This is a genomic window from Pseudomonas sp. LS2P72 (assembly GCF_054897865.1).
Genome location: NZ_CM142708.1, coordinates 1,136,069 through 1,155,663 on the forward strand (window position 1 = coordinate 1,136,069; position 19,595 = coordinate 1,155,663).

Genomic DNA, 19,595 nt, shown 5'->3' on the forward strand with positions numbered 1-19,595 from the left:
TGCGGTATGAGCCGCTCATGCCCGGTATTTAAAAATGCCGTTCGCGCCCGGCAAACAGGTCGCGTAGATTGCCCCGATGGCGCCAGACGATCAGTCCCGTGAGTGCGCTCATGGGCAGCAGTGCCGCCGGCTCCTGCCAGGCCAGCAGCGGCAAAGTCAGCGGTGTGGCGATCAAGGCTGCCAGTGAGCTGGTGCGAGTCAGGTAGAACGTCAGCAGCCAGGCGCAGACCGCCAGCAGTGCAGCGGGTGGGTAAAGCCCCAGCAGCATGCCGGCAGAGGTGGCGACACCCTTGCCGCCGCGGAAGCGAAAGTACAGCGGGAACAGGTGACCGATGACGGCAGAGACGCCGATCCAGGCCTGTTCTTGCAGCGAAAGGCCTGCAACGCCGGCGATCAGTACGGGTAGCAGGCCTTTTAAGAGGTCCCCGATCAAAGTCAGGACGGCGAGCTTTTTGCCGGCCAGGCGCAACATGTTGGTGGCACCGGCATTGCCTGAGCCACTCATTCGCGGATCGGGGTTACCGGTCAGGCGGCTGAGCAAAATGGCGAAGGACAGAGAGCCGAGCAGGTAGGCGAGGGTCGCCAGTAACCAAAACATGCTAACTATTCCGGGCGAGGACGCCCTGATTCTAACGGCGCATTGCGCCCTTGTCGTGCAGCGGAGAAAAGTGCTTGGACAGAGTGTTTATCGAGGGCCTGGAAGTCGACACCGTGATTGGTGCCTACGACTGGGAGCGAGGCATCCGACAGTGCTTGCGTCTTGATCTGAGCTTCGCCTGGGATAATCGCCCGGCCGCCGCCGGTGATGACCTGACGCTGGCGCTCGATTACGCCAGTGTGTCGTCGCGCATCCAGGCCTTTGCCGAGCAGGCGCAATTCCAGCTGGTCGAGACCTTCGCCGAGCGTCTGGCTGAAGTCCTGATGAGCGAATTCAACATCACCTGGATGCGCCTCAAGCTGACCAAGCCAGGCGCCATCCCGGCTGCCACGGGTGGTGTGGGCGTGGAGATCGAGCGCGGATGTCGCTGACTCAGGTGTTTCTCGGGCTCGGTAGTAATATCGAGCGCGAATCCCATTTGCAGGCTGGCCTGGAAGCCTTGGCAGGTTTTCTGGTGGATATACGCTGCTCGGCGGTGTTCGAAAGCCAGCCGGTGGGGATCAAGAGCGGGCCATTCTTCAATTTTGTGGTGTCGGCGTATACCGATCTGCCGCTGATCGAACTGGATCGCCGGCTGAAATTCATCGAGGCAGACAATGGCCGTTATGCGCCGGACCGCAAGGGTTTGCCGCTGGATATCGACGTGCTGCTGTTCGGCGATCTGGTGGGTAACTTCGATGGCTTGATCCTGCCGCGGGCAGAAATTCTGAAAAATGCCTTCGTGCTATGGCCGTTGTCGCTGATTGCGCCCGATCGCGTGCATCCGGGTGTAGGCAAGACCTTTGCGACGTTGTGGCGTGAGGCGCAGATTGATCAGGTGTTGGCGCCGGTGGCGTTTGAATGGCGCGGTGAGCAGTTGACGCCTTCAGATTTGTCGTGATCTTGCGAGCGCATCGCGAGCAAGCTTTGCTCCTACAGGATCTACGCTGACCCGTAGGAACAAGGCTTCCCCGCGTGCTTTCAGGCAGGCGCCGCCTCTTTGTAAGCCTTCAGCGCCTTGAGCCGTTCGCGCTTGATCGCCTCGCCCAGCTCCGGCCCCTTGAACCCCTTCTCCAGCAACGGCTGAGCCGCCACGCTCCGGGCAGCATTCGCCGCTCCCCGCAAATATTCCGCCTGTGGATAACTTCGCTGTTCCAGGCCTTTGCGTCCGCGCGCGTCCATCTCGCACGCCGCGATAAATTCCTCGAACCGCTGCGGCCGACGGTAAACGTCAAAACTCTGCAGCAACTCCAGCAAAGTCGACGGCTTCAGCTCCAGGGCGCGATGGCCGTGGGTGTGATATTTGCCCACCAGTAATGCCAGCTCCTGACAGTCCTTCGGCGCCTTGAAGCGTTCGTTGACCGCTTTGATCAGCTTCAAGCCCTTGTGCTCATGAGCAATGTGTCGCGGCCATTCCTCCTCAGGTGTCAGTCCCTTTCCGAGGTCGTGCAGTAGGCAGGCCCAGCGCACGGTGAGTGGTTGTTTGTGTCGCGCCGCTTGCTCCAGCACGCTCAAGGTGTGCACGCCCGTGTCGATTTCCGGGTGGTGGGCTTCCGGTTGCGGTACGCCGAACAGGGCATCGACTTCTGGCATCAATACCTTGAGCGCGCCACACTCACGAAGCACCTCGATGAATACCTGTGGCTGATCTTCCATCAGGGCGCGGGAAATTTCCTTCCAGCTGCGTTCAGCTGTCAACACTTCCAGTTCGCCTGATTCGCTGAGTTGGCGCATCAGTTCCAGTGTCTCCGGCGCGACGGTGAAACCGAGCCCCGAATAACGAGCAGCGAAGCGAGCAACACGCAGAACCCTGAGCGGATCTTCGGCGAACGCGGGGGAAACGTGACGAAGCAAGCGCGCCTCAAGATCGCGCTGGCCGTGGTATGGGTCGGTCAGGTTCTGCTGATCGTCTTCGGCCATGGCATTGATGGTCAAGTCACGGCGAATCAGGTCTTCTTCGAGGGTAACTTCCGGGCTGGCGTGAAAAGTAAAGCCGCCGTAACCGCGTCCGCTTTTGCGCTCGGTCCGGGCGAGGGCGTATTCCTCACCGCTTTTGGGGTGAAGAAATACCGGGAAATCCGCACCCACCGGGCGAAAGCCCTTGGCGAGCATTTCTTCAGTGGTGGCGCCAACCACAACCCAGTCGATGTCGGTGACAGGCTTGCCCAGCAGGCGATCACGTACCGCGCCGCCGACTTTATAAATCTGCATAAAAAACCTCCGTTAGCCCGACAGAATAACCTTTGCGTCGAACCTTCGGAGGCACAAACAGGATCAAAGATGGATGACAGCCAGGTCCAGCCGGCCGTAATCCCCTTCGCTGTGTTCACCTCTGGGCGGAACATGATGGGTTTTCATCACCTGGTCGCCTTGCAGGGTTTCCAGATGAATGTCGAAGCCCCAGAGGCGATGCAGGTGTTTGAGCACTTCCTCGGTGGACTCGCCTAGCGGTTTGCGGTCGTGTTGCTGGTGACGCAAGGTCAGCGAGCGGTCACCACGCCGGTCGATGCTGTAGATCTGCACGTTGGGTTCGCGATTGCCGAGGTTGTACTGCGCCGCCAGGGTTTCACGGATGATGCGGTAGCCACCTTCGTCATGAATGGCCGGGACCAGCAGATCCTCCTTCTGGTCGTCATCAAGGATGCTGAATAACTTCAGGTCGCGGATCACCTGGGGTGACAGATATTGCAGGATGAAGCTTTCATCCTTGAAGCTGCTCATGGCGAACTTGATGCTCGACAGCCAGTCGGTACCGGCAATCTCAGGGAACCAGCGGTAGTCCTCTTCGGTCGGGTGTTCACACATGCGGCGAATGTCCCGGTACATGGCAAAGCCCAGGGTGTAGGGGTTGATGCCGTTGTAGTAGGGACTGTCGAAGCCGGGTTGGTAGACCACGCTGGTGTGGGACGTCAAAAACTCCATCATGAAGCCGTCGGTCACCAGCCCTTCGTCATACAGGTCGTTCATCAAGGTGTAATGCCAGAACGTGGCCCAACCCTCGTTCATCACCTGAGTCTGACGTTGCGGGTAGAAATACTGAGCGATCTTGCGCACGATCCGCACGATTTCCCGCTGCCATGGCTCCAGCAACGGTGCGTGTTTTTCGATGAAGTAGAGGATATTTTCCTGAGGTTCGGCGGGGAAGCGCGCGTTGTCCTTGTCGCTGTACTTGTCAGCACCTTTTGGAATGGTCCGCCACAGGTCGTTGATCTGTTTCTGCAAATGCTCTTCCCGATCCTTTTGCCGGCGACGTTCTTCTTCGGCGGAAATCGGATACGGGCGTTTGTAGCGATCGACCCCATAGTTCATCAGGGCGTGGCAGGAATCCAGCAGGTCCTCGACTGCGTCGATACCGTGGCGCTCTTCGCACTGCATGATGTATTGCTTGGCGAAAACCAGGTAATCGATGATCGAACTGGCGTCAGTCCAGGTGCGGAACAGGTAGTTGCCTTTGAAAAAACTGTTATGCCCGTAGCAGGCATGGGCGACGACCAACGCTTGCATGCAGATGGTGTTTTCTTCCATCAAGTAGGCGATGCACGGGTCCGAGTTGATCACGATCTCGTACGCCAGCCCCATCTGGCCGCGAGAGTAGGATTTTTCGGTGCTGAGGAAGTGTTTGCCGTAGGACCAATGGTGATAGCCCAACGGCATGCCGACGGAGGCGTAGGCGTCCATCATCTGCTCGGCGGTGATCACTTCGATCTGGTTAGGGTAAGTATCGAGCGCGTAGCGAGCCGCCAGACGACTGATTTCTTTGTCGTAGGCCTGAATCAGCTCGAACGTCCATTCGGAGCCGGTGGAAATGGGTTGGCGCTTCTGCTCTTTGGCGGTCATGTCACTAACCTGCGCTGGAAGAGTTCACGGAAGACCGGATAGATATCGCCGGCCGAGACCAGTTGTTGCTGGGCAAAAGTGTCAGAGAAGGCTTCGGCGATGCGTTCGTACTCGAACCACAGGGCCTGATGTTCGCGCGGGGTAATCTCAACGTAAGTGTAGTACTGCACGAACGGCATGATCTGGTTGATCAGTATGTCGCGGCAGATCGGTGAGTCGTCGTTCCAGTTATCGCCGTCGGAGGCCTGGGCGGCATAGATGTTCCATTCATTGCTCGGATAGCGTTCGGCCATGATTTCCTGCATCAGTTTCAAGGCGCTGGAAACGATGGTGCCGCCGGTTTCGCGAGAATAGAAAAACTCTTCCTCATCCACTTCCCGGGCGCTGGTGTGGTGGCGGATGAATACAACGTCGATCTTGTCGTAGTTACGCTTGAGAAACAGGTACAGCAGGATGAAGAAACGCTTGGCGATGTCTTTGGTCGCTTGGGTCATGGAGCCGGACACGTCCATCAGGCAGAACATCACCGCTTTGGAACTGGGGTTGGGTTGCTTGATGAGCAGGTTGTACTTGAGGTCAAAGGTATCGAGGAACGGTACGCGATGAATGCGTGCACTGAGTTTTTCGATTTCTGCTTCGATTTTCTGAATATCGCCGAAGTTGTCCGGTTCATCCCGCTTCAATCGCAGCAGTTCTTCCTTGGCTTCGCGTAATTTTGCCCGGCTGCTGCCTGACAGGGCGATTCGTCGTGCATGGGCCGAACGCAAGGTGCGGATGATGTTGATCCGCGACGGATTGCCCTCGTTACTGATCCCGGCACGAACGGTCTTGAACGTGTCAGTGCCGGTCAGGTTGCGCTTGACCAGGTTCGGCAGTTCAAGATCCTCGAACATGAACTCTAGGAATTCCTCCTGGGTGATCTGGAAGACGAATTCGTCCATCCCTTCGCCCGAGTTGCCGGCCTTGCCGGGGCCTCTGCCACCGCCACCTCCGGGCGGGCGGGCAATGTGCTCGCCGCTGGTGAATTCCTTGTTGCCCGGGTGCACGACAGTCTGTTTGCCGCCGCGGCCGTGGTGAAGCACCGGCTCGTCAATGTCGCGACCGGGGATGCTGATCTGTTCGCCGTGCTCCATATCGGTAATGGAGCGCCGGCTGACCGCCTCTTCGACAGCCTTTTTGATGTGATCACGGTAACGCCGCAGAAACCGCTGACGGTTCACCGTGCTCTTGTTCTTGCCATTGAGACGTCGGTCGATCACATAGCTCATGACTGCTCCTTAGAAGCTGTCCTGAAAGGGGCGAGCGGTTATGCAGCATCGACCGAGCCAAGGGATGTTCACGCTCCCCCAAGCGCTTTTGGACGCTGCCTGAACCTCGCTACCGACTTTCGAACACCTTCCAGAGGTCTGTGTAACAGAAAATGCGTACACAGGCCTCTGGCTGACGACAACCGGTCTGACCGGCAGCGGGTTATTGTGATTTTCTGACCCGCAGGTACCACTCGGACAGCAGTCGTACCTGTTTGTCGGTGTAGCCCCGCTCGACCATCCGTGTGACGAAGTCGTTGTGCTTCTGCTGGTCCTCTTTGCTGGCCTTGGCGTTGAAGCTGATGACTGGCAGGAGGTCCTCGGTGTTGGAGAACATTTTCTTCTCGATGACCACCCGCAGTTTTTCGTAGCTGAGCCAGGTCGGGTTCTTGCCGTTGTTGTTGGCCCGGGCGCGCAGTACGAAGTTGACGATTTCGTTGCGGAAATCCTTCGGATTGCTGATGCCGGCCGGTTTTTCGATTTTCTCCAGTTCTTCGTTCAGGGCTACGCGGTTGAGGATCTCGCCGGTTTCCGGGTCGCGGTATTCCTGGTCCTGGATCCAGAAGTCGGCGTACAGCACATATCGATCGAAGATGTTCTGGCCATACTCGCTGTAAGACTCGAGGTAGGCGGTCTGGATTTCCTTGCCGATGAACTCGATATAGCGCGGTGCCAGGTACTCCTTGAGGAAGCGCAGATAGCGTTCGCGGGTTTCCGCCTGGAATTGTTCCTGCTCGATCTGTTGTTCCAGCACGTAGAGCAAGTGCACCGGGTTGGCGGCGATTTCGTGCGGATCGAAGTTGAACACTTTCGACAGGATCTTGAACGCGAAGCGGGTCGACAGGCCGTTCATGCCTTCGTCGACACCCGCGTTGTCGCGGTATTCCTGGATCGACTTGGCCTTCGGATCGGTGTCCTTGAGGTTTTCGCCGTCATAAACGCGCATCTTGGAGTAGATATTGGAGTTTTCCGGCTCCTTGAGGCGCGAGAGTACGGTGAACTGGGCAAGCATTTTCAGGGTGTCTGGCGCGCAGTGAGCCTTGGCCAGGGAGCTGTTGAACAAGAGCTTGTCGTAGATCTTCACTTCGTCGCTGACCCGCAGGCAGTACGGCACTTTGACGATATAGATCCGGTCGATGAAGGCTTCGTTGTTCTTGTTGTTGCGGAAGGTGTGCCATTCCGATTCGTTGGAGTGGGCCAGCAGGATCCCGGTAAACGGAATCGCCCCCAGACCTTCGGTACTGTTGTAGTTGCCTTCCTGAGTGGCGGTCAGCAGTGGGTGCAGCACCTTGATTGGTGCCTTGAACATTTCGACGAATTCCATCAGGCCCTGGTTGGCCCGGCACAGTGCGCCCGAGTAGCTATAGGCGTCGGCGTCGTTCTGCGGGAATTCTTCGAGTTTGCGGATATCGACCTTGCCCACCAGCGCCGAGATGTCCTGGTTGTTTTCATCTCCCGGCTCGGTTTTGGCCACGGCGATCTGGTTGAGGATCGACGGATACAGCTTCACCACACGGAACTGGCTGATATCGCCGCCGAATTCGGCGAGGCGTTTGGTAGCCCATGGCGACATGATGGTATTGAGGTAGCGCCGTGGAATGCCGAAGTCTTCCTCGAGGATCGCGCCATCTTCGGTGGCGTTGAACAGACCCAGAGGTGACTCGAATACCGGCGAGCCCTTGATCGCGTAGAAGGGCACTTTTTCGATCAGCTGTTTCAGCTTCTCGGCCAGGGACGATTTACCGCCACCCACAGGGCCGAGCAAATAGAGAATCTGTTTCTTCTCTTCCAGGCCCTGAGCGGCATGGCGGAAATACGACACGATCTGGTCGATGCATTCTTCCATCCCGTGGAAGTCTTCAAAGGCCGGATAGCGGCGGATCACCTTATTGGAAAAAATTCGCGACAGCCTCGAGTTGGCCGAGGTGTCGAGCAGCTCCGGCTCCCCGATGGCCAGCAACAGACGCTCGGCGGCGGAGGCGTAGGCGCTGCGGTCGCTTTTGCACAGCTCAAGATACTCTTGCAGCGAGAGTTCTTCCTGGCGTGTGGACTCGAAGCGTTGTTGGAAGTGGCTAAAGATACTCATGACGTCACCTCGCTCGATACGTGGAGCCGACGCCGGATCATTCAGTCGATGCTGGCAGCGACCGAATATGCAGTCGCTGTTTACCCCCCAGAACTCTTTCGAAGCTGACTACCCCGAAAGCTACTCCCGATGACCCGCGCGCCGGTGTACCGGCTCTCCCCTGTTTTGGATGGCCTGCGCTTAAGGATAGTTGGGAATTCGGGAGGTAAAGGCGAGATACGTAATTAGTTGTGGCAGACCGTTCGTCTGCCACCGCGCGAGCCCGCGGGGACCGGGGCTTGCGCGTTACAAAAAAATTATTCGGAAGTGCCTTGCGCCGTTTCCGAAGGATAGGTCGTACGCCACAGCTCAAAACCGCCATCCATGCTGTAGACGTCGGAGAAGCCTTGACTAATGAGGTACGCAGCAGCGCTCTGGCTGGAGTTGCCGTGGTAGCAGACCACCACTGTCGGTGCGTCGAGGTCGGCAGCGCGGATGAAATCCGAGATGGAAACGTTGTCCAGATGCTTGGATCCGGCAATGTGCAGCGCAGCAAAGGTCGCTGGGTCGCGAACATCGACCACCACTGCGCCTTGTTCGCGCAGGGCCTGGGCCTGTTCCGGGGGGATACGTTTGAATTCGCTCATGGCGGGCTCCTGTGGCTCGGCTGAAAGCGCAGTTTAGCGCGGGGCGCTTGCTGACGATGGTTCGGGGATGAGTGCGGCGACTGGCGGCAGGGCAAGGCCATGCTCGTCGCATTTGCAAGACAGGCGTTCACCGCTGTCGACATTCATGAGGGTCAGGGCGCCACCCCAGACACAACCGGTGTCGAGGGCTGAGATGCCCGGCTCATTGCATCGGCCTTCCAGAGCGGCCCAGTGGCCGAAGATGATCTTCAGGCCCTTGGTCTTGCGCTCTTTGTGCTGAAACCAGGGCTTGTAGCCCGGTGGCGCATTGTCGAGGCCTTCCTTGCTTTTGAGGTCAAGCTTGCCCTCAGCGGTACAAAACCGCATGCGGGTGAAATAGTTGGTGATCACCCGCAGGCGCGTCACGCCTTTGAGGTCGTTGTCCCATTTCGCCGGATCGTTGCCGTACATGCCATCGAGGTAGGGCGGCAACAGGTTGTCATCGCGCAATGCCGTCTCGACTTCGGCGGCATACTTCAAGGCCTTGCGCAGTGACCACTGCGGCGGAATGCCAGCATGTACCAGGGCGACATCGCGCTGTTCGTCGTAGTGCATGAGCTTTTGCTGACGCAGCCACTCCAGCAGTTCCGCGGAATCGGGCGCTGCGAGAATCTCGAGCAGGGTGTCGGACTTCTTCAGGCGTTCGATGTTTTTCCCGGCAGCCAGCAAGTGCAGGTCGTGGTTGCCGAGCACGCACACCAGCGATTCGCGGATGCTATAGAGGAAGCGCAAGGTGTCCAGCGACTGCGGGCCACGGTTGACCAGATCGCCGACCAGCCACAGACGATCCCGTGTCGGGTCGAAGGCGACCTGTTTGAGCAGGCATTGCAATGCTTGAAGGCAGCCTTGCAGATCGCCGACGGCATACGTTGCCATCAGTGCAGGGCTCCGGGCACCGCCAGACGGAATGGGGCGATGATGGCGTCGAAGTGTTTGCCGTCATCGGCAACCATTTCATAAGTGCCCTGCATCGTGCCGACCTTGGAGGTCATGACGGTGCCGCTGCTGTAGGTGTGGCTCTCGCCCACCTCGATCAACGGTTGCTGGCCAACAACGCCCGCGCCGCGAACCTCTTCGACATGCCCGTCACCGTCGGTGATCACCCAGTGCCGCGACAACAGCTTGGCCGGTAGCTCGCCATTGTTGTGCACGGTGATGGTGTAGGCGAAGGCAAAGCGGTTTTGCTCGGGTTGCGATTGTTCTGCCAGATAGCGGGTGACGACGCTGACGTCGACCTGATAACGAGGATCGGACATGCAAGAGGCCTTAAACGAAGCGGAACGCGGGGCGTAGCTGATGGAGATCAGTCTAGGCCAAGTATCGGGTAGTAAACCAGACATGAAGGCTGGTGTCCTACCCGATAACGCTCATTGCCTGTCAGTCGGCGGCGGGCGTCTGTAGGACTTGTTCGCTGAGCTTGTCGGCCAGGCGCACGAAGGCTGCCAGATCGAGCTGTTCGGGGCGCAGGCTGCCATCAACGCCGGCGGCTTCGATTTCAGCGTTGCTCAGCAGCAGCTTGAGGGTGTTGCGCAGGGTCTTGCGGCGCTGGTTAAAGGCTTCGCGCACGACACGCTCCAACAGCTTGTGATCCTTGGCCGGGTGCGGCAGCACCGCGTGAGGCACCAGGCGCACGATAGCCGAATCGACTTTGGGCGGCGGATTGAACGCGCCCGGGCCAACGTTGAACAGATGCTCAACCCGGCAGTGATACTGAACCATGATCGACAAGCGACCCCAGTCACCACCGCCAGGGCCTGCTGCCAGGCGCTCGACCACTTCTTTTTGCAGCATGAAGTGCATGTCGCGAATCAGGCTGGCGTTATGCAGCAGGTGAAAAATCAGCGGCGTAGAGATGTTGTACGGCAGGTTGCCGACCACCCGAAGGCTGTTCGGCGCTGCGTTCAGGCTGTTGAAGTCGAACTTCAGCGCGTCGCCCTGATGCAGGTTGAAATTGCTTTTGCTGGCAAATTGCTGGTTAAGGATCGGAATCAGATCCTTGTCCAGTTCCACCACGTCCAACTGGGCACCGCTGTTAAGCAGGCCCTCAGTCAGCGCACCCTGGCCTGGGCCGATTTCCAGCAAATGGTCTTCGGGTTTGGCGCGGATGGCGCGCAGGATGCGGTCGATAACGCCGGCATCGTGCAGGAAGTTCTGGCCGAAGCGCTTGCGCGCACGGTGTTGGTAATGCTCGGTCATAAACGGGTCTCGGCCATCTGGTAGGCGGTTTCCAGGGCGACTTGCAGGCTGCCGGTATCGATTTTGCCGCTGCCGGCCAGATCCAGGGCAGTGCCGTGGTCGACCGATGTACGGATGATCGGCAAGCCGAGGGTCACGTTGACTGCCGCGCCGAAGCCTTTGTATTTCAGCACGGGCAGGCCCTGGTCGTGGTACATCGCCAGCACCGCATCGCAGTGCTCCAGATATTTGGGGGTAAACAGAGTGTCGGCGGGCAGGGGGCCACGAAGGTCCATTCCTTCGCCGCGCAGGCGCTCTAATGTAGGTTCGATGATGTCGATTTCTTCATGGCCCAGGTGTCCGCCTTCGCCGGCGTGGGGGTTGAGCCCACAGACAAGGATGCGTGGCTGGGCAATGCCGAATTTTTCTTGTAGATCGGCGTGCAGGATTCGCGTGACCCGTTCCAGACGCTCCGGCGTGATCGCATCGGCAATCTCGCGAAGAGGCAGGTGAGTGGTGACCAGCGCCACGCGCAATCCGCGAGTGGCGAGCATCATCACCACTTGGGTGGTATGGGTCAGGTCGGCGAGAAATTCTGTGTGCCCGGAAAAGGCGATTCCGGATTCATTGATCACGCCCTTGTGCACAGGGGCCGTGATCATCCCGGCAAAATGCCCGTCCAGGCAGCCTTGGCCCGCTCGGGTCAGGGTTTCGAGAACGAAAGCCGCGTTGGCCTTGTCCAGTTGCCCGGCGGTGACCTTGGCGTTGAGCGGCGTATCCCAGACATACAGGCTGTTGGCTGGCGCGGGTACATCCGGCCAGCTGTCCGGGGTGACCGGCAGCAAATCGACAACCACACCCAGCTGCACGGCCCGCTCAAGGAGCAGGTCGCGGCTGGTAATGGCAATCAGGGGATGTGGCTGGGGTTGCGAGGCGAGCAGCAGGCACAGGTCGGGACCTATGCCGGCCGGTTCGCCGGGTGTCAGCGCGAAACGTTTGGGTTTCACTGCGCTGCCTGGTCTGCACCAGGGAGTTTGATCTCTACGTACGCTTCGTCACGGATCTGACGTAGCCAGGTTTGCAGCTCTTCGTCGTATTTGCGGTTACGCAATACGGTCATTGCTTGCTGCTCGCGGGCCTGGGTGGTGCTGTCAGTGGCACGACGGCCAAGGACTTCCAGAACGTGCCAGCCATATTGGGTCTGGAACGGCTTGGACAGCTGACCTTGTGGAGTCTTGGCCATCACTTCGCGGAACTCGGGAACCAGTGCATTCGGGTCGATCCAGTTCAGGTCGCCACCGTTGAGGGCGGAACCCGGATCTTCCGAGAAGCTTTTTGCCAATTCGCCGAAATCTTCGCCCGCTTCGATGCGGGTGTAGAGCGACTCAGCCAGCGCCTTGGTTTTTGCTTCGTCGCGGATCGGGCTAGGTTTGACCAGGATGTGACGTACGTGCACTTCATCACGGACCTGGGTCTCACCGCCACGCTTGTCGAGGATCTTCAGGATGATGAAGCCGCCCGGGGTGCGCATTGGCTGGGTAATGTCGCCGACAGCCATGGTGCTCAGCATGCGATCGAAAGGAGGTGGCAGTTGACCGGCTTTACGCCAGCCCATATCGCCACCTTCCAGTGCGGTTTCGCTGGCGGATTTGGCGATTGCCAGCTGACCGAAGTCAGCGCCTTGCTTGAGCTGCTGGTAAACCGCGTCTGCCTGTTTGGCCGCATTCTGAATAGCGTCGGAGTTGGCGCTTTCCGGCGTAGGAATCAGGATGTTGGCCAGACGGAATTCTTCGGACAGCTGCATTTTGCCAAGGTCGGAAGCGAGGAAGTTCTTCACTTCCTGTTCGGAAACCTGGATACGCTCGGCCACACGACGCTGACGCACACGGCTGATGACCATCTCGCGGCGAATCTGGTCACGGGCGTCGTCGTAAGACAGACCGTCGCGAGTCAGGGCGGCGCGGAATTGATCAATCGACATGTTATTGCGCTGGGCAATGGTGCCGACAGCCTGGTTCAGCTCTTCATCGGTAATGCGGATACCGGAGCGTTCGCCGATCTGCAGTTGCAGGTTTTCGACGATCAGACGTTCAAGTACCTGCTGATCCAGCACGCCGGCCGGCGGTACGGCAGCACCGCGTTTGGCGATGGTTTGCTGAACTTCATGAACGCGTTGGTCCAGTTGGCTCTGCATGACCACGTCGTTGTCGACAATGGCCACCACTTTATCGATGGACTGCACCGCGGCGTTCGCCGCGGTACCCAGGAACAGCGCGCCCAGCATCAGCGGGCGCAGACAATCAGAAAGCTTGGTCTTCACGTTCACGATAACCTTGGATGCCTTTGTCGAGGAAGCTCTCTACTTTGGCGCCGGTGAGGCCGCCGAGTCCCTTCAGAACAATTTGTAGGAAGATGCCGTGGTCGCCTTTTTCGTTTTCCGGGGCGTTCTGACTGAATTCGTCATAGCTGACCCAGTAACGGTTGATCAGGCGCAGTTTCCAGCAGCAGTTGTCGTACTCGAAACCACCGAAAGCTTCCAGGGTACGGTTACGGTTGTAGTCATACTGCCAGCGGCTGATGGCGTTCCATTGCGGCACGATCGGCCAGATCACCGAGAAGTCGTGCTGCTGAATCTTGTAGTAGTCCTTCACGTAGCCAGGTTGGCCCGGGGTGCCGTAGTCGCCACCGCCCACTTGCCATTTACCGGTGTTCTGGTCGTAACGGACCTGGTCATTGCGATAGCGATAGCCGGCGTTGATGACCTTGTTCGGGTTGTCTTCAGGCTGGTAGTGGAACATCGCGCTGCCCGAGCGAGGGCTGCGGCTGTCCGGGTCCCAGTTGTAATCGGCCGTGGTGCGCCAATCGCGGTTCCAGCGATATTCGTATTCCAGCGCATAAGGCGAGACATTAGCCTGCGCATCGTCGCGGGTTTTTGCATCGATACCCGGCAACTGAACTTCACGATCCTTGAAGTACACGGCCTGGCCAACGCTGATGCGTTGACGTTCGAAGCCATTGTCTTCAATCCAGCGGTTGGTGACGCCCAGGGACAGTTTGTTCTCGTCGCCGACGCGGTCGGCGCCGGAGAAGCGGTTGTCACGGAACAGCGACGCGTAGTTGAAGGTGTATTCGCTGGTGTCGAATACCGGAATGTCCTCCTGATCCGTTTCAGGGACGTACAGGTAGAACAGGCGCGGTTCGAGGGTCTGGCGATAGTTCTTGCCGAACCATTGGGTGTTGCGATCGAAGTACAGGCCGCTGTCGATGCTTGCAATCGGCACGCCACGGTTCTGGCTGCTGCTGAAATGACCATTGACGTTTTCAGTCCCGGCTGCAGCTGCGGCTTGATCCTGGGCCTCGATCTGGCTCTTGCCGGTGCCGTCCAGATCCAGTTGGTACTGGGTGTATTGGTACTTGAGCGATGGCTTCACGAAGCCATAAGTCCAGTCCAGCGGCAGGCTGACACCCGGTTTGAGATTCAAACGGTCGCCGTTGGCACGTGCCAGGCCTTGAACGTTTCTATCAAGGCGCGGTTCAGCAGTGCCATCTTCGTTTACGAAGTCACCGTCCTTCAAGTCACGGTCAAACCGTACGACTTCTGTCTCGTAGTCGAAATTCAGACCACCAGGATGAGTCGGCAGCTGACCATTGAACGTGATCTGCGGCAAGCGGTCGTACGGCGTAATGTCCGAAACGGTCGCGAGCTGATAAGCCTGTGCATTCAAGCGAGCGGTGTAGCTGTCGCCACGATAGGTGACAGAACCCTGCTGGTTCACGAAGTCAGCGCTTTTTACCCCGATCTGATCGGTTTCCAGATCCTGGAAGTAATACGGATCGCTGATCTTGGTGTAATCGACTTGTGTCAGAACACGCGAGTCGAGACCGCCCTTGTGCTGCCAGTTATACATGTAGCGGTTTTTCTGGTAATCGGTCTGACCACTGCGATCGGTGTCTTCGTCGTTGAGGTACGCGGCGCCGAACTGACCTTCGCTGGACGGGGTCAGGTAACGGAATTCGCCTTCCATCAACAGCCCGTGCTTGCTCATGTAGCGCGGGTACAACGTGGCATCGTAGTTCGGTGCCAGGTTGAAGTAATACGGTGTGACCAGCATGAAGCCGGTATCGGTGCCGGTGCCGATGGTCGGCGGCAGGAAGCCGGACTGGCGACGGTCGTCGATCGGGAAATAGATGTATGGCGTGTACAGGACCGGAATGTCCTTGACCCGTAGCGTCACGTTGGTCGCGGTACCGAAACCGGTGGCCGGGTTCAAGGTGATGTTGTTGCCCTTGAGCTGCCAGGCGTTGCTGTCCGGTTCGCACGTGGTGTACGTACCATCCTTGAGGCGGATGATTGCGTTCTCGGCACGTTTGGCGTACAGCGCGCTACCGCGAATACGGGATTTGTGCATCACGTATTCAGCGTTGTCGACCTTGGCTTCACCGGTGTCGAGCTGCACGTCGGCGTGGTCGCCCACGATCAGCGCGCCGTTGTCGCGAACACGGACGTTGCCGCTCAGTTCGCCACGGCTTTCGGCCTGGTAGAGGTTCGCTTCGTCGGCTTCGACCTGCATGCTGCCCTGACGCATGACCACGTCACCCGCCAGGGTTGCGATCTGCTCATCCTGCTTATAGCGAGAGGCTTTGGCGCCGAGAAAGGTCGGAGCGTCACTTTTATTCGTCTTGTCATTCATGCCAGGACGAATCGGTTCGATATAGGAACCAGCGCAGTAAGGTCCGGTTTCGGCCAATTGCGCTGCAGTGAGCTTCTCGCGTGGAACCCAATCGAGGTGACTGTAGTCTTCGCTACGCGACTTCAGGCCGCGGCCCTTGGACTCGGTTACCAGCACAGTCTTGGCGCCGGTGTCTTGACTGGAACCGCTGTCGGCCGGAATCTCACCGCTTGTGCTTACCGCCGCACTGCCGTCATGGACGGGGCGAGGTGGCAGCGCAGCTGCTGGAGATTTTGGCGCACAGTTCCAGGCACCCGAAGCAGAGACTGAGCAGTCATACTGTTCCGCGGCGACCACGAACGAAGTGGCTAGAGGTTGCAGGGCCAGCAGACTGCCGGTAACCAACAACGGAAATTTTTTACGAAACGCGGGGGATTTCAATGCCATCTTATTAGTCCGGGCTTCCTGCGTGCCATCTGCCCGCGGTGTGGGCCGCACGCCTCTCGATGGTCTGAAAAAGATGCTGGATAATAAAGCATGACCCGCTTGACGGCTAGCGCCGTCGGAGACCCTTGCAATGCCTGACCAAGATGTACGTTTGCAACACCTGAAAGTTTGGCTCGATGAGCAATTGGCTGTCCTCTTTGCAGAACAGGGTTGGGGCGTCGTACCCCCGGCCACGTTGACCGCGGCCAGTAGCGATGCGAGTTTTCGACGTTATTTTCGCTGGGAAGGCGAGGGCAGAAGCTTCGTCGTGATGGACGCGCCGCCGCCCCAGGAAAACTGTAAACCCTTCGTGGATATCGCTTTTTTGCTGGCGAAATCCGGAATAAATGTTCCGGAAATTTATGCCGAAGACCTCGAACGTGGTTTTCTTTTGCTCAATGACCTGGGCAACAAGACTTACCTGGACGTGATCGACAGCGAAAATGCCGACGTTTTGTTCAAGGATGCCCTGCAAGCGCTGCTGGCTTTTCAGCAGTTGCCGATGGTTGCACCGTTGCCAAGTTATGACGTGGCGCTGCTGCGTCGCGAGCTGGAATTGTTCCCCGAGTGGTACGTGAAGCGCGAGTTGGGTATCGAGTTCGACTCGGCGCAGCAAATGCTCTGGCAGAACGTGACCGAGCTATTGATCGACAGCGCACTGGCCCAGCCCCAAGTGCTGGTGCACCGCGACTACATGCCGCGCAACCTGATGCTCAGCGAGCCCAATCCCGGCGTGCTGGATTTCCAGGACGCCGTTTATGGTCCCGTGACCTACGATGTGACCTGCCTGTTCAAGGATGCGTTCCTCAGTTGGCCCGAGGAGCGTGTGCGCGGTTGGCTGCAAGCGTACTGGCAGCAAGCGGGCGATCTCGGGATCCCGGTTCAGCCCGACTTCGAAGATTTCCTGCGTGCCAGCGACCTGATGGGTGTGCAGCGGCACCTGAAAGTGATCGGCATCTTTGCCCGCATCTGCCACCGCGACGGCAAGCCGCGCTATCTTGGTGATGTACCGCGCTTCTTTGCTTATATAGACGCCGTGATCGCCCGCCGTCCTGAACTGGCCGAGCTGGATGTGTTGCTGCTGAGTCTGCGTGCTGGAGTGAATGCATGAAGGCAATGATTCTGGCGGCAGGGAAAGGCGAGCGCATGCGCCCGCTGACCTTGACCACGCCGAAACCGCTGGTTCGCGCTGGCGGTATTCCGTTGATCGAGTATCACTTGAAAGCCCTGGCGGTGGCAGGGTTTACCGAGGTGGTGATCAACCATGCCTGGCTCGGCCAGCTGATCGAAAACTACCTGGGTGATGGCTCGCAATACGGCGTACGTATTCAGTACTCGCCGGAAGGTGAGCCGCTGGAAACCGGAGGCGGGATATTCCGCGCGCTGCCGTTGCTGGGCGACGAGGCCTTTATGGTCGTCAACGGTGACATCTGGACCGACTACGACTTCAGCGTGTTGCACCAACCCATCACCGGGCTGGCGCATTTGGTGTTGGCGGATAACCCTGCCCATCATCCGACCGGCGATTTCAGTCTGATCGACGGGCAAGTACGCGACGGTCAACCGGACGCTGCAACCCTGACCTATAGCGGCATCGCGGTGCTGCACCCGCAGCTGTTCGACGGTTGCTCCGACGGCGCCTTCAAGCTTGCGCCGCTGCTGCGCAAGGCCATGGCCGATGGACAAGTCACCGGCGAGCACTTGAATGGGCATTGGGTGGATGTTGGCACTCACGAGCGTCTGGCTGAAGTCGAAACCCTGTTAGAAGCGAGACGCTGACATGTTGTGGCCAGGGACTCTGATCGGAGCCGGAGCGGGCTTTTACATCGCCAGCATTCCGGGGGCCATGCTGGGCGCTTTGTTGGGGCAGGTGCTGGATCGGCACTTGCACATACAGGGCTGGGCACACTTGCGAGAAAAGCTCGGTGGCCGCTCGGTGCTGCGCAACGATGAACTGCTGTTTGTGTTGTTGGGACGGTTGGCCAAGTGCGATGGGCGGGTGGTGGAAGGCCACATCCAGCAGGCCCGTCAGGAAATGCGCTTGCTGGACATGACCGAGTCGGCCCAGCTCCGGGCAATTGCCGCGTTCAATCGCGGCAAGTCCGGAGATGACCGGTTGCGCGGTTACCTTCGCCGCTTGAGTCATCAACCTCATGCCGCCGAAGGCGTCTTGCGCGCCTGTTGGCGGATGATCTGGGCGGATGGCCGTGCCGGTAGCGCTGAGCGAGAGCTGATCAGGCAGTGGGGTAAGTGGCTGGGCTGGACGTCGCGGCAGGTGCAGGCGCTGTCGACCGATTACGAGCAGCACAAGTTTGCACAGGCCAGCAGCGCGCTGACCTATCAAGATGCCCTGCGGCTTTTGGGCGTTTCGGCGACCAGTGAGCCGGCGCAGATCAAGCGTGCTTATCGACGCCTGCTGAGTCGCCATCACCCGGACAAGATCGCCGGCAGCGGTGCGACGGCGCTGCAAGTTCGCGAAGCCACTGACAAGACTCGCGAACTGCATAGCGCCTACACATTGATTCGCGAGCGGCGGGATTTTCGGTAGGGCAACAGATTGTGTTGTTTCTGAAGCCGCCATCGCGAGCAGGTCGAATCGTCGCACCGTCGCTCCCACATTGAATCTTCAGTGGACACAGAATGTGTGTACGACCAAGATCAACTGTGGGAGCGACGGTGCGACGATTCGACCTGCTCGCGAATGGGGCGGCGCGGTCTATCAGTTCACCGCGTTCTGTGGACTCAACCAGCCCCGCACCCGACGGAACAGTTGCTCTTGCTCTGCCTTGGAATTACCCGGCAATGCCTTGAGCGAAACCTGACTGAACCCCGAAGTCTTCAAACGTTTGCTGGCCTGCAAGCGTTCCAGCGCCAGGTTGCGGTCCAGCGGCTTGTCCATATAGAAGATGTCTGCGGTGGGCAGCTTCAGGGCCGGTGTCAGTTCGACCAACTCTGGTTTGGCTTTCGCCGGCATCTGAGCGGCGACCATCACAAACTTCTCCACTTGCGAGGGCTGCTTCTCGCTCAGGTAGCGCGCGGCCCAGTAAGCGCCAGTGCCATGTCCCAGCACGACAATGCTGCGAGCGCTTTGCTGTTCGGCGTAGGCAATGGCGGCGTCGATGCGGGCGAAGATTCGTTCGGCGTCGGCTTTGGCCTGTTCCTCGCTGGTTTCGGCGATCGCCTTGTCCGCCACCTCCGCTTCACCGCCCGCCGCCTGTTCGATGGGCGCTGCAGTGGTCGAGTCTTTGCTGCTGGCGTCAGGGGCTTTTGGTGTGCTGGGAGCGACTTCTACGACACGCGGCGCAATGGCATCGCTTTGCAGGTCCGGCAAGGTGATACTCAGGCTGCTCCACTCGGCGTCCGGCAATTTACGTCGCAATGGACCGATTGCTTGCGGCCAGTCAGCGGTTTCGCCGGCGCCCGGGATGATAATCACCGCGCCTTTGGGGTCGCCGGTATTGGCTGGTTTCCACAAGGCCAGAAACGTGTCGCTGCCCGCTTGCAGTTGCTGCTGTTCCTCGGCAGGGATCTGTCGCTCAAGTGCAGAGGCTTCTTCCTGACTACGCTCAAGCAGCGGCTGGCGCTCGACCGGTTTTTCTTCAGCGGGTGTTTCCGTTGCGGCAGGTACCGGGTCGGCGGCCTCGACAGAAAAGGCGCAAGGCAGGATCAGCGACAGGCACAATGCTGGCAGTGCCAGGCGGTAGACAGGGGGCATCGGATATTCCAGGCCAG

The 19,595-nt window shown here is 58.9% G+C and carries 18 protein-coding genes; 5 read left to right on the plus strand and 13 right to left on the minus strand.

The window, feature by feature from the left end; genetic code table 11:
- Positions 1-28: 28 nt before the first annotated feature.
- Complete coding sequence (gene plsY, locus ACYZUA_RS05140; RefSeq protein ID WP_461962309.1) at positions 29-598, minus strand: glycerol-3-phosphate 1-O-acyltransferase PlsY; 570 nt, start codon at positions 596-598, stop codon at positions 29-31.
- 74 nt (positions 599-672) lie between these two features.
- Here plsY and folB point away from each other — a divergent pair, with 74 nt between their 5' ends.
- Together folB and folK are read left to right on the plus strand one after the other, a co-directional pair.
- Entirely contained in the window at positions 673-1,029 is a 357-nt protein-coding gene (gene folB, locus ACYZUA_RS05145) for a dihydroneopterin aldolase (protein WP_008008297.1), read from the plus strand.
- Positions 1,020-1,538: a 2-amino-4-hydroxy-6-hydroxymethyldihydropteridine diphosphokinase gene (folK, locus tag ACYZUA_RS05150; RefSeq protein WP_461962310.1), complete on the plus strand. Its 519-nt coding sequence runs from the start codon at positions 1,020-1,022 to the stop codon at positions 1,536-1,538. Before folB ends, folK begins: the two co-directional genes overlap by 10 nt.
- A gap of 80 nt (positions 1,539-1,618) precedes the next feature.
- On the opposite strand, the gene ACYZUA_RS05155 is transcribed toward folK, so the two are convergent.
- The 11 genes from ACYZUA_RS05155 to ACYZUA_RS05205 form a co-directional block, all read right to left on the minus strand.
- Positions 1,619-2,848: a multifunctional CCA addition/repair protein gene (locus tag ACYZUA_RS05155; protein ID WP_461962311.1), complete on the minus strand. Its 1,230-nt coding sequence runs from the start codon at positions 2,846-2,848 to the stop codon at positions 1,619-1,621.
- A 63-nt stretch (positions 2,849-2,911) separates the two neighbouring features.
- Positions 2,912-4,474, minus strand: a complete 1,563-nt coding sequence (locus ACYZUA_RS05160; protein ID WP_008147197.1) for a SpoVR family protein — start codon at positions 4,472-4,474, stop codon at positions 2,912-2,914.
- Positions 4,471-5,742, minus strand: a complete 1,272-nt coding sequence (locus ACYZUA_RS05165; RefSeq protein WP_095127215.1) for a YeaH/YhbH family protein — start codon at positions 5,740-5,742, stop codon at positions 4,471-4,473. Before ACYZUA_RS05165 ends, ACYZUA_RS05160 begins: the two co-directional genes overlap by 4 nt.
- Positions 5,743-5,944: 202 nt before the next feature.
- Positions 5,945-7,867, minus strand: a complete 1,923-nt coding sequence (locus tag ACYZUA_RS05170) for a PrkA family serine protein kinase (RefSeq protein WP_033056218.1) — start codon at positions 7,865-7,867, stop codon at positions 5,945-5,947.
- Between the two features lie 296 nt (positions 7,868-8,163).
- Complete coding sequence (glpE, locus tag ACYZUA_RS05175; protein WP_046045372.1) at positions 8,164-8,493, minus strand: thiosulfate sulfurtransferase GlpE; 330 nt, start codon at positions 8,491-8,493, stop codon at positions 8,164-8,166.
- Positions 8,494-8,526: 33 nt separating this feature from the next.
- Entirely contained in the window at positions 8,527-9,408 is an 882-nt protein-coding gene (locus ACYZUA_RS05180) for a symmetrical bis(5'-nucleosyl)-tetraphosphatase (RefSeq protein WP_150658503.1), read from the minus strand.
- Positions 9,408-9,788 (minus strand): Co2+/Mg2+ efflux protein ApaG, encoded by a 381-nt coding sequence (apaG, locus tag ACYZUA_RS05185; RefSeq protein ID WP_008147202.1) that lies wholly within the window; start codon positions 9,786-9,788, stop codon positions 9,408-9,410. Before apaG ends, ACYZUA_RS05180 begins: the two co-directional genes overlap by 1 nt.
- A gap of 121 nt (positions 9,789-9,909) precedes the next feature.
- A complete protein-coding gene (rsmA, locus tag ACYZUA_RS05190) occupies positions 9,910-10,728 on the minus strand; it encodes a 16S rRNA (adenine(1518)-N(6)/adenine(1519)-N(6))-dimethyltransferase RsmA (RefSeq protein ID WP_415758913.1) in 819 nt (272 codons plus the stop codon).
- Positions 10,725-11,714 carry a 4-hydroxythreonine-4-phosphate dehydrogenase PdxA gene (gene pdxA, locus ACYZUA_RS05195; RefSeq protein WP_461962312.1) on the minus strand — a complete coding sequence of 330 codons (990 nt, stop codon included), beginning with the start codon at positions 11,712-11,714 and terminating at the stop codon, positions 10,725-10,727. Before pdxA ends, rsmA begins: the two co-directional genes overlap by 4 nt.
- Positions 11,711-13,027, minus strand: coding sequence for a peptidylprolyl isomerase SurA (gene surA, locus ACYZUA_RS05200; RefSeq protein WP_461962313.1), 1,317 nt, complete (start codon positions 13,025-13,027; stop codon positions 11,711-11,713). Before surA ends, pdxA begins: the two co-directional genes overlap by 4 nt.
- Complete coding sequence (locus ACYZUA_RS05205) at positions 13,008-15,824, minus strand: LPS-assembly protein LptD (protein WP_461962314.1); 2,817 nt, start codon at positions 15,822-15,824, stop codon at positions 13,008-13,010. Before ACYZUA_RS05205 ends, surA begins: the two co-directional genes overlap by 20 nt.
- A 130-nt stretch (positions 15,825-15,954) precedes the next feature.
- Here ACYZUA_RS05205 and ACYZUA_RS05210 point away from each other — a divergent pair, with 130 nt between their 5' ends.
- The 3 genes from ACYZUA_RS05210 to ACYZUA_RS05220 are packed head-to-tail and all read left to right on the plus strand — an operon-like array spanning position 15,955 to position 18,411.
- Positions 15,955-16,974 carry an aminoglycoside phosphotransferase family protein gene (locus tag ACYZUA_RS05210; protein ID WP_461962315.1) on the plus strand — a complete coding sequence of 340 codons (1,020 nt, stop codon included), beginning with the start codon at positions 15,955-15,957 and terminating at the stop codon, positions 16,972-16,974.
- A complete protein-coding gene (murU, locus tag ACYZUA_RS05215; protein WP_461962316.1) occupies positions 16,971-17,642 on the plus strand; it encodes an N-acetylmuramate alpha-1-phosphate uridylyltransferase MurU in 672 nt (223 codons plus the stop codon). Before ACYZUA_RS05210 ends, murU begins: the two co-directional genes overlap by 4 nt.
- A gap of 1 nt (position 17,643) precedes the next feature.
- Complete coding sequence (locus ACYZUA_RS05220; protein ID WP_461962317.1) at positions 17,644-18,411, plus strand: TerB family tellurite resistance protein; 768 nt, start codon at positions 17,644-17,646, stop codon at positions 18,409-18,411.
- A gap of 171 nt (positions 18,412-18,582) precedes the next feature.
- Here the strand turns inward: ACYZUA_RS05220 and ACYZUA_RS05225 are convergent, their stop codons facing one another.
- Positions 18,583-19,578, minus strand: a complete 996-nt coding sequence (locus ACYZUA_RS05225; protein ID WP_461962318.1) for an alpha/beta hydrolase family protein — start codon at positions 19,576-19,578, stop codon at positions 18,583-18,585.
- Positions 19,579-19,595: the final 17 nt, after the last annotated feature.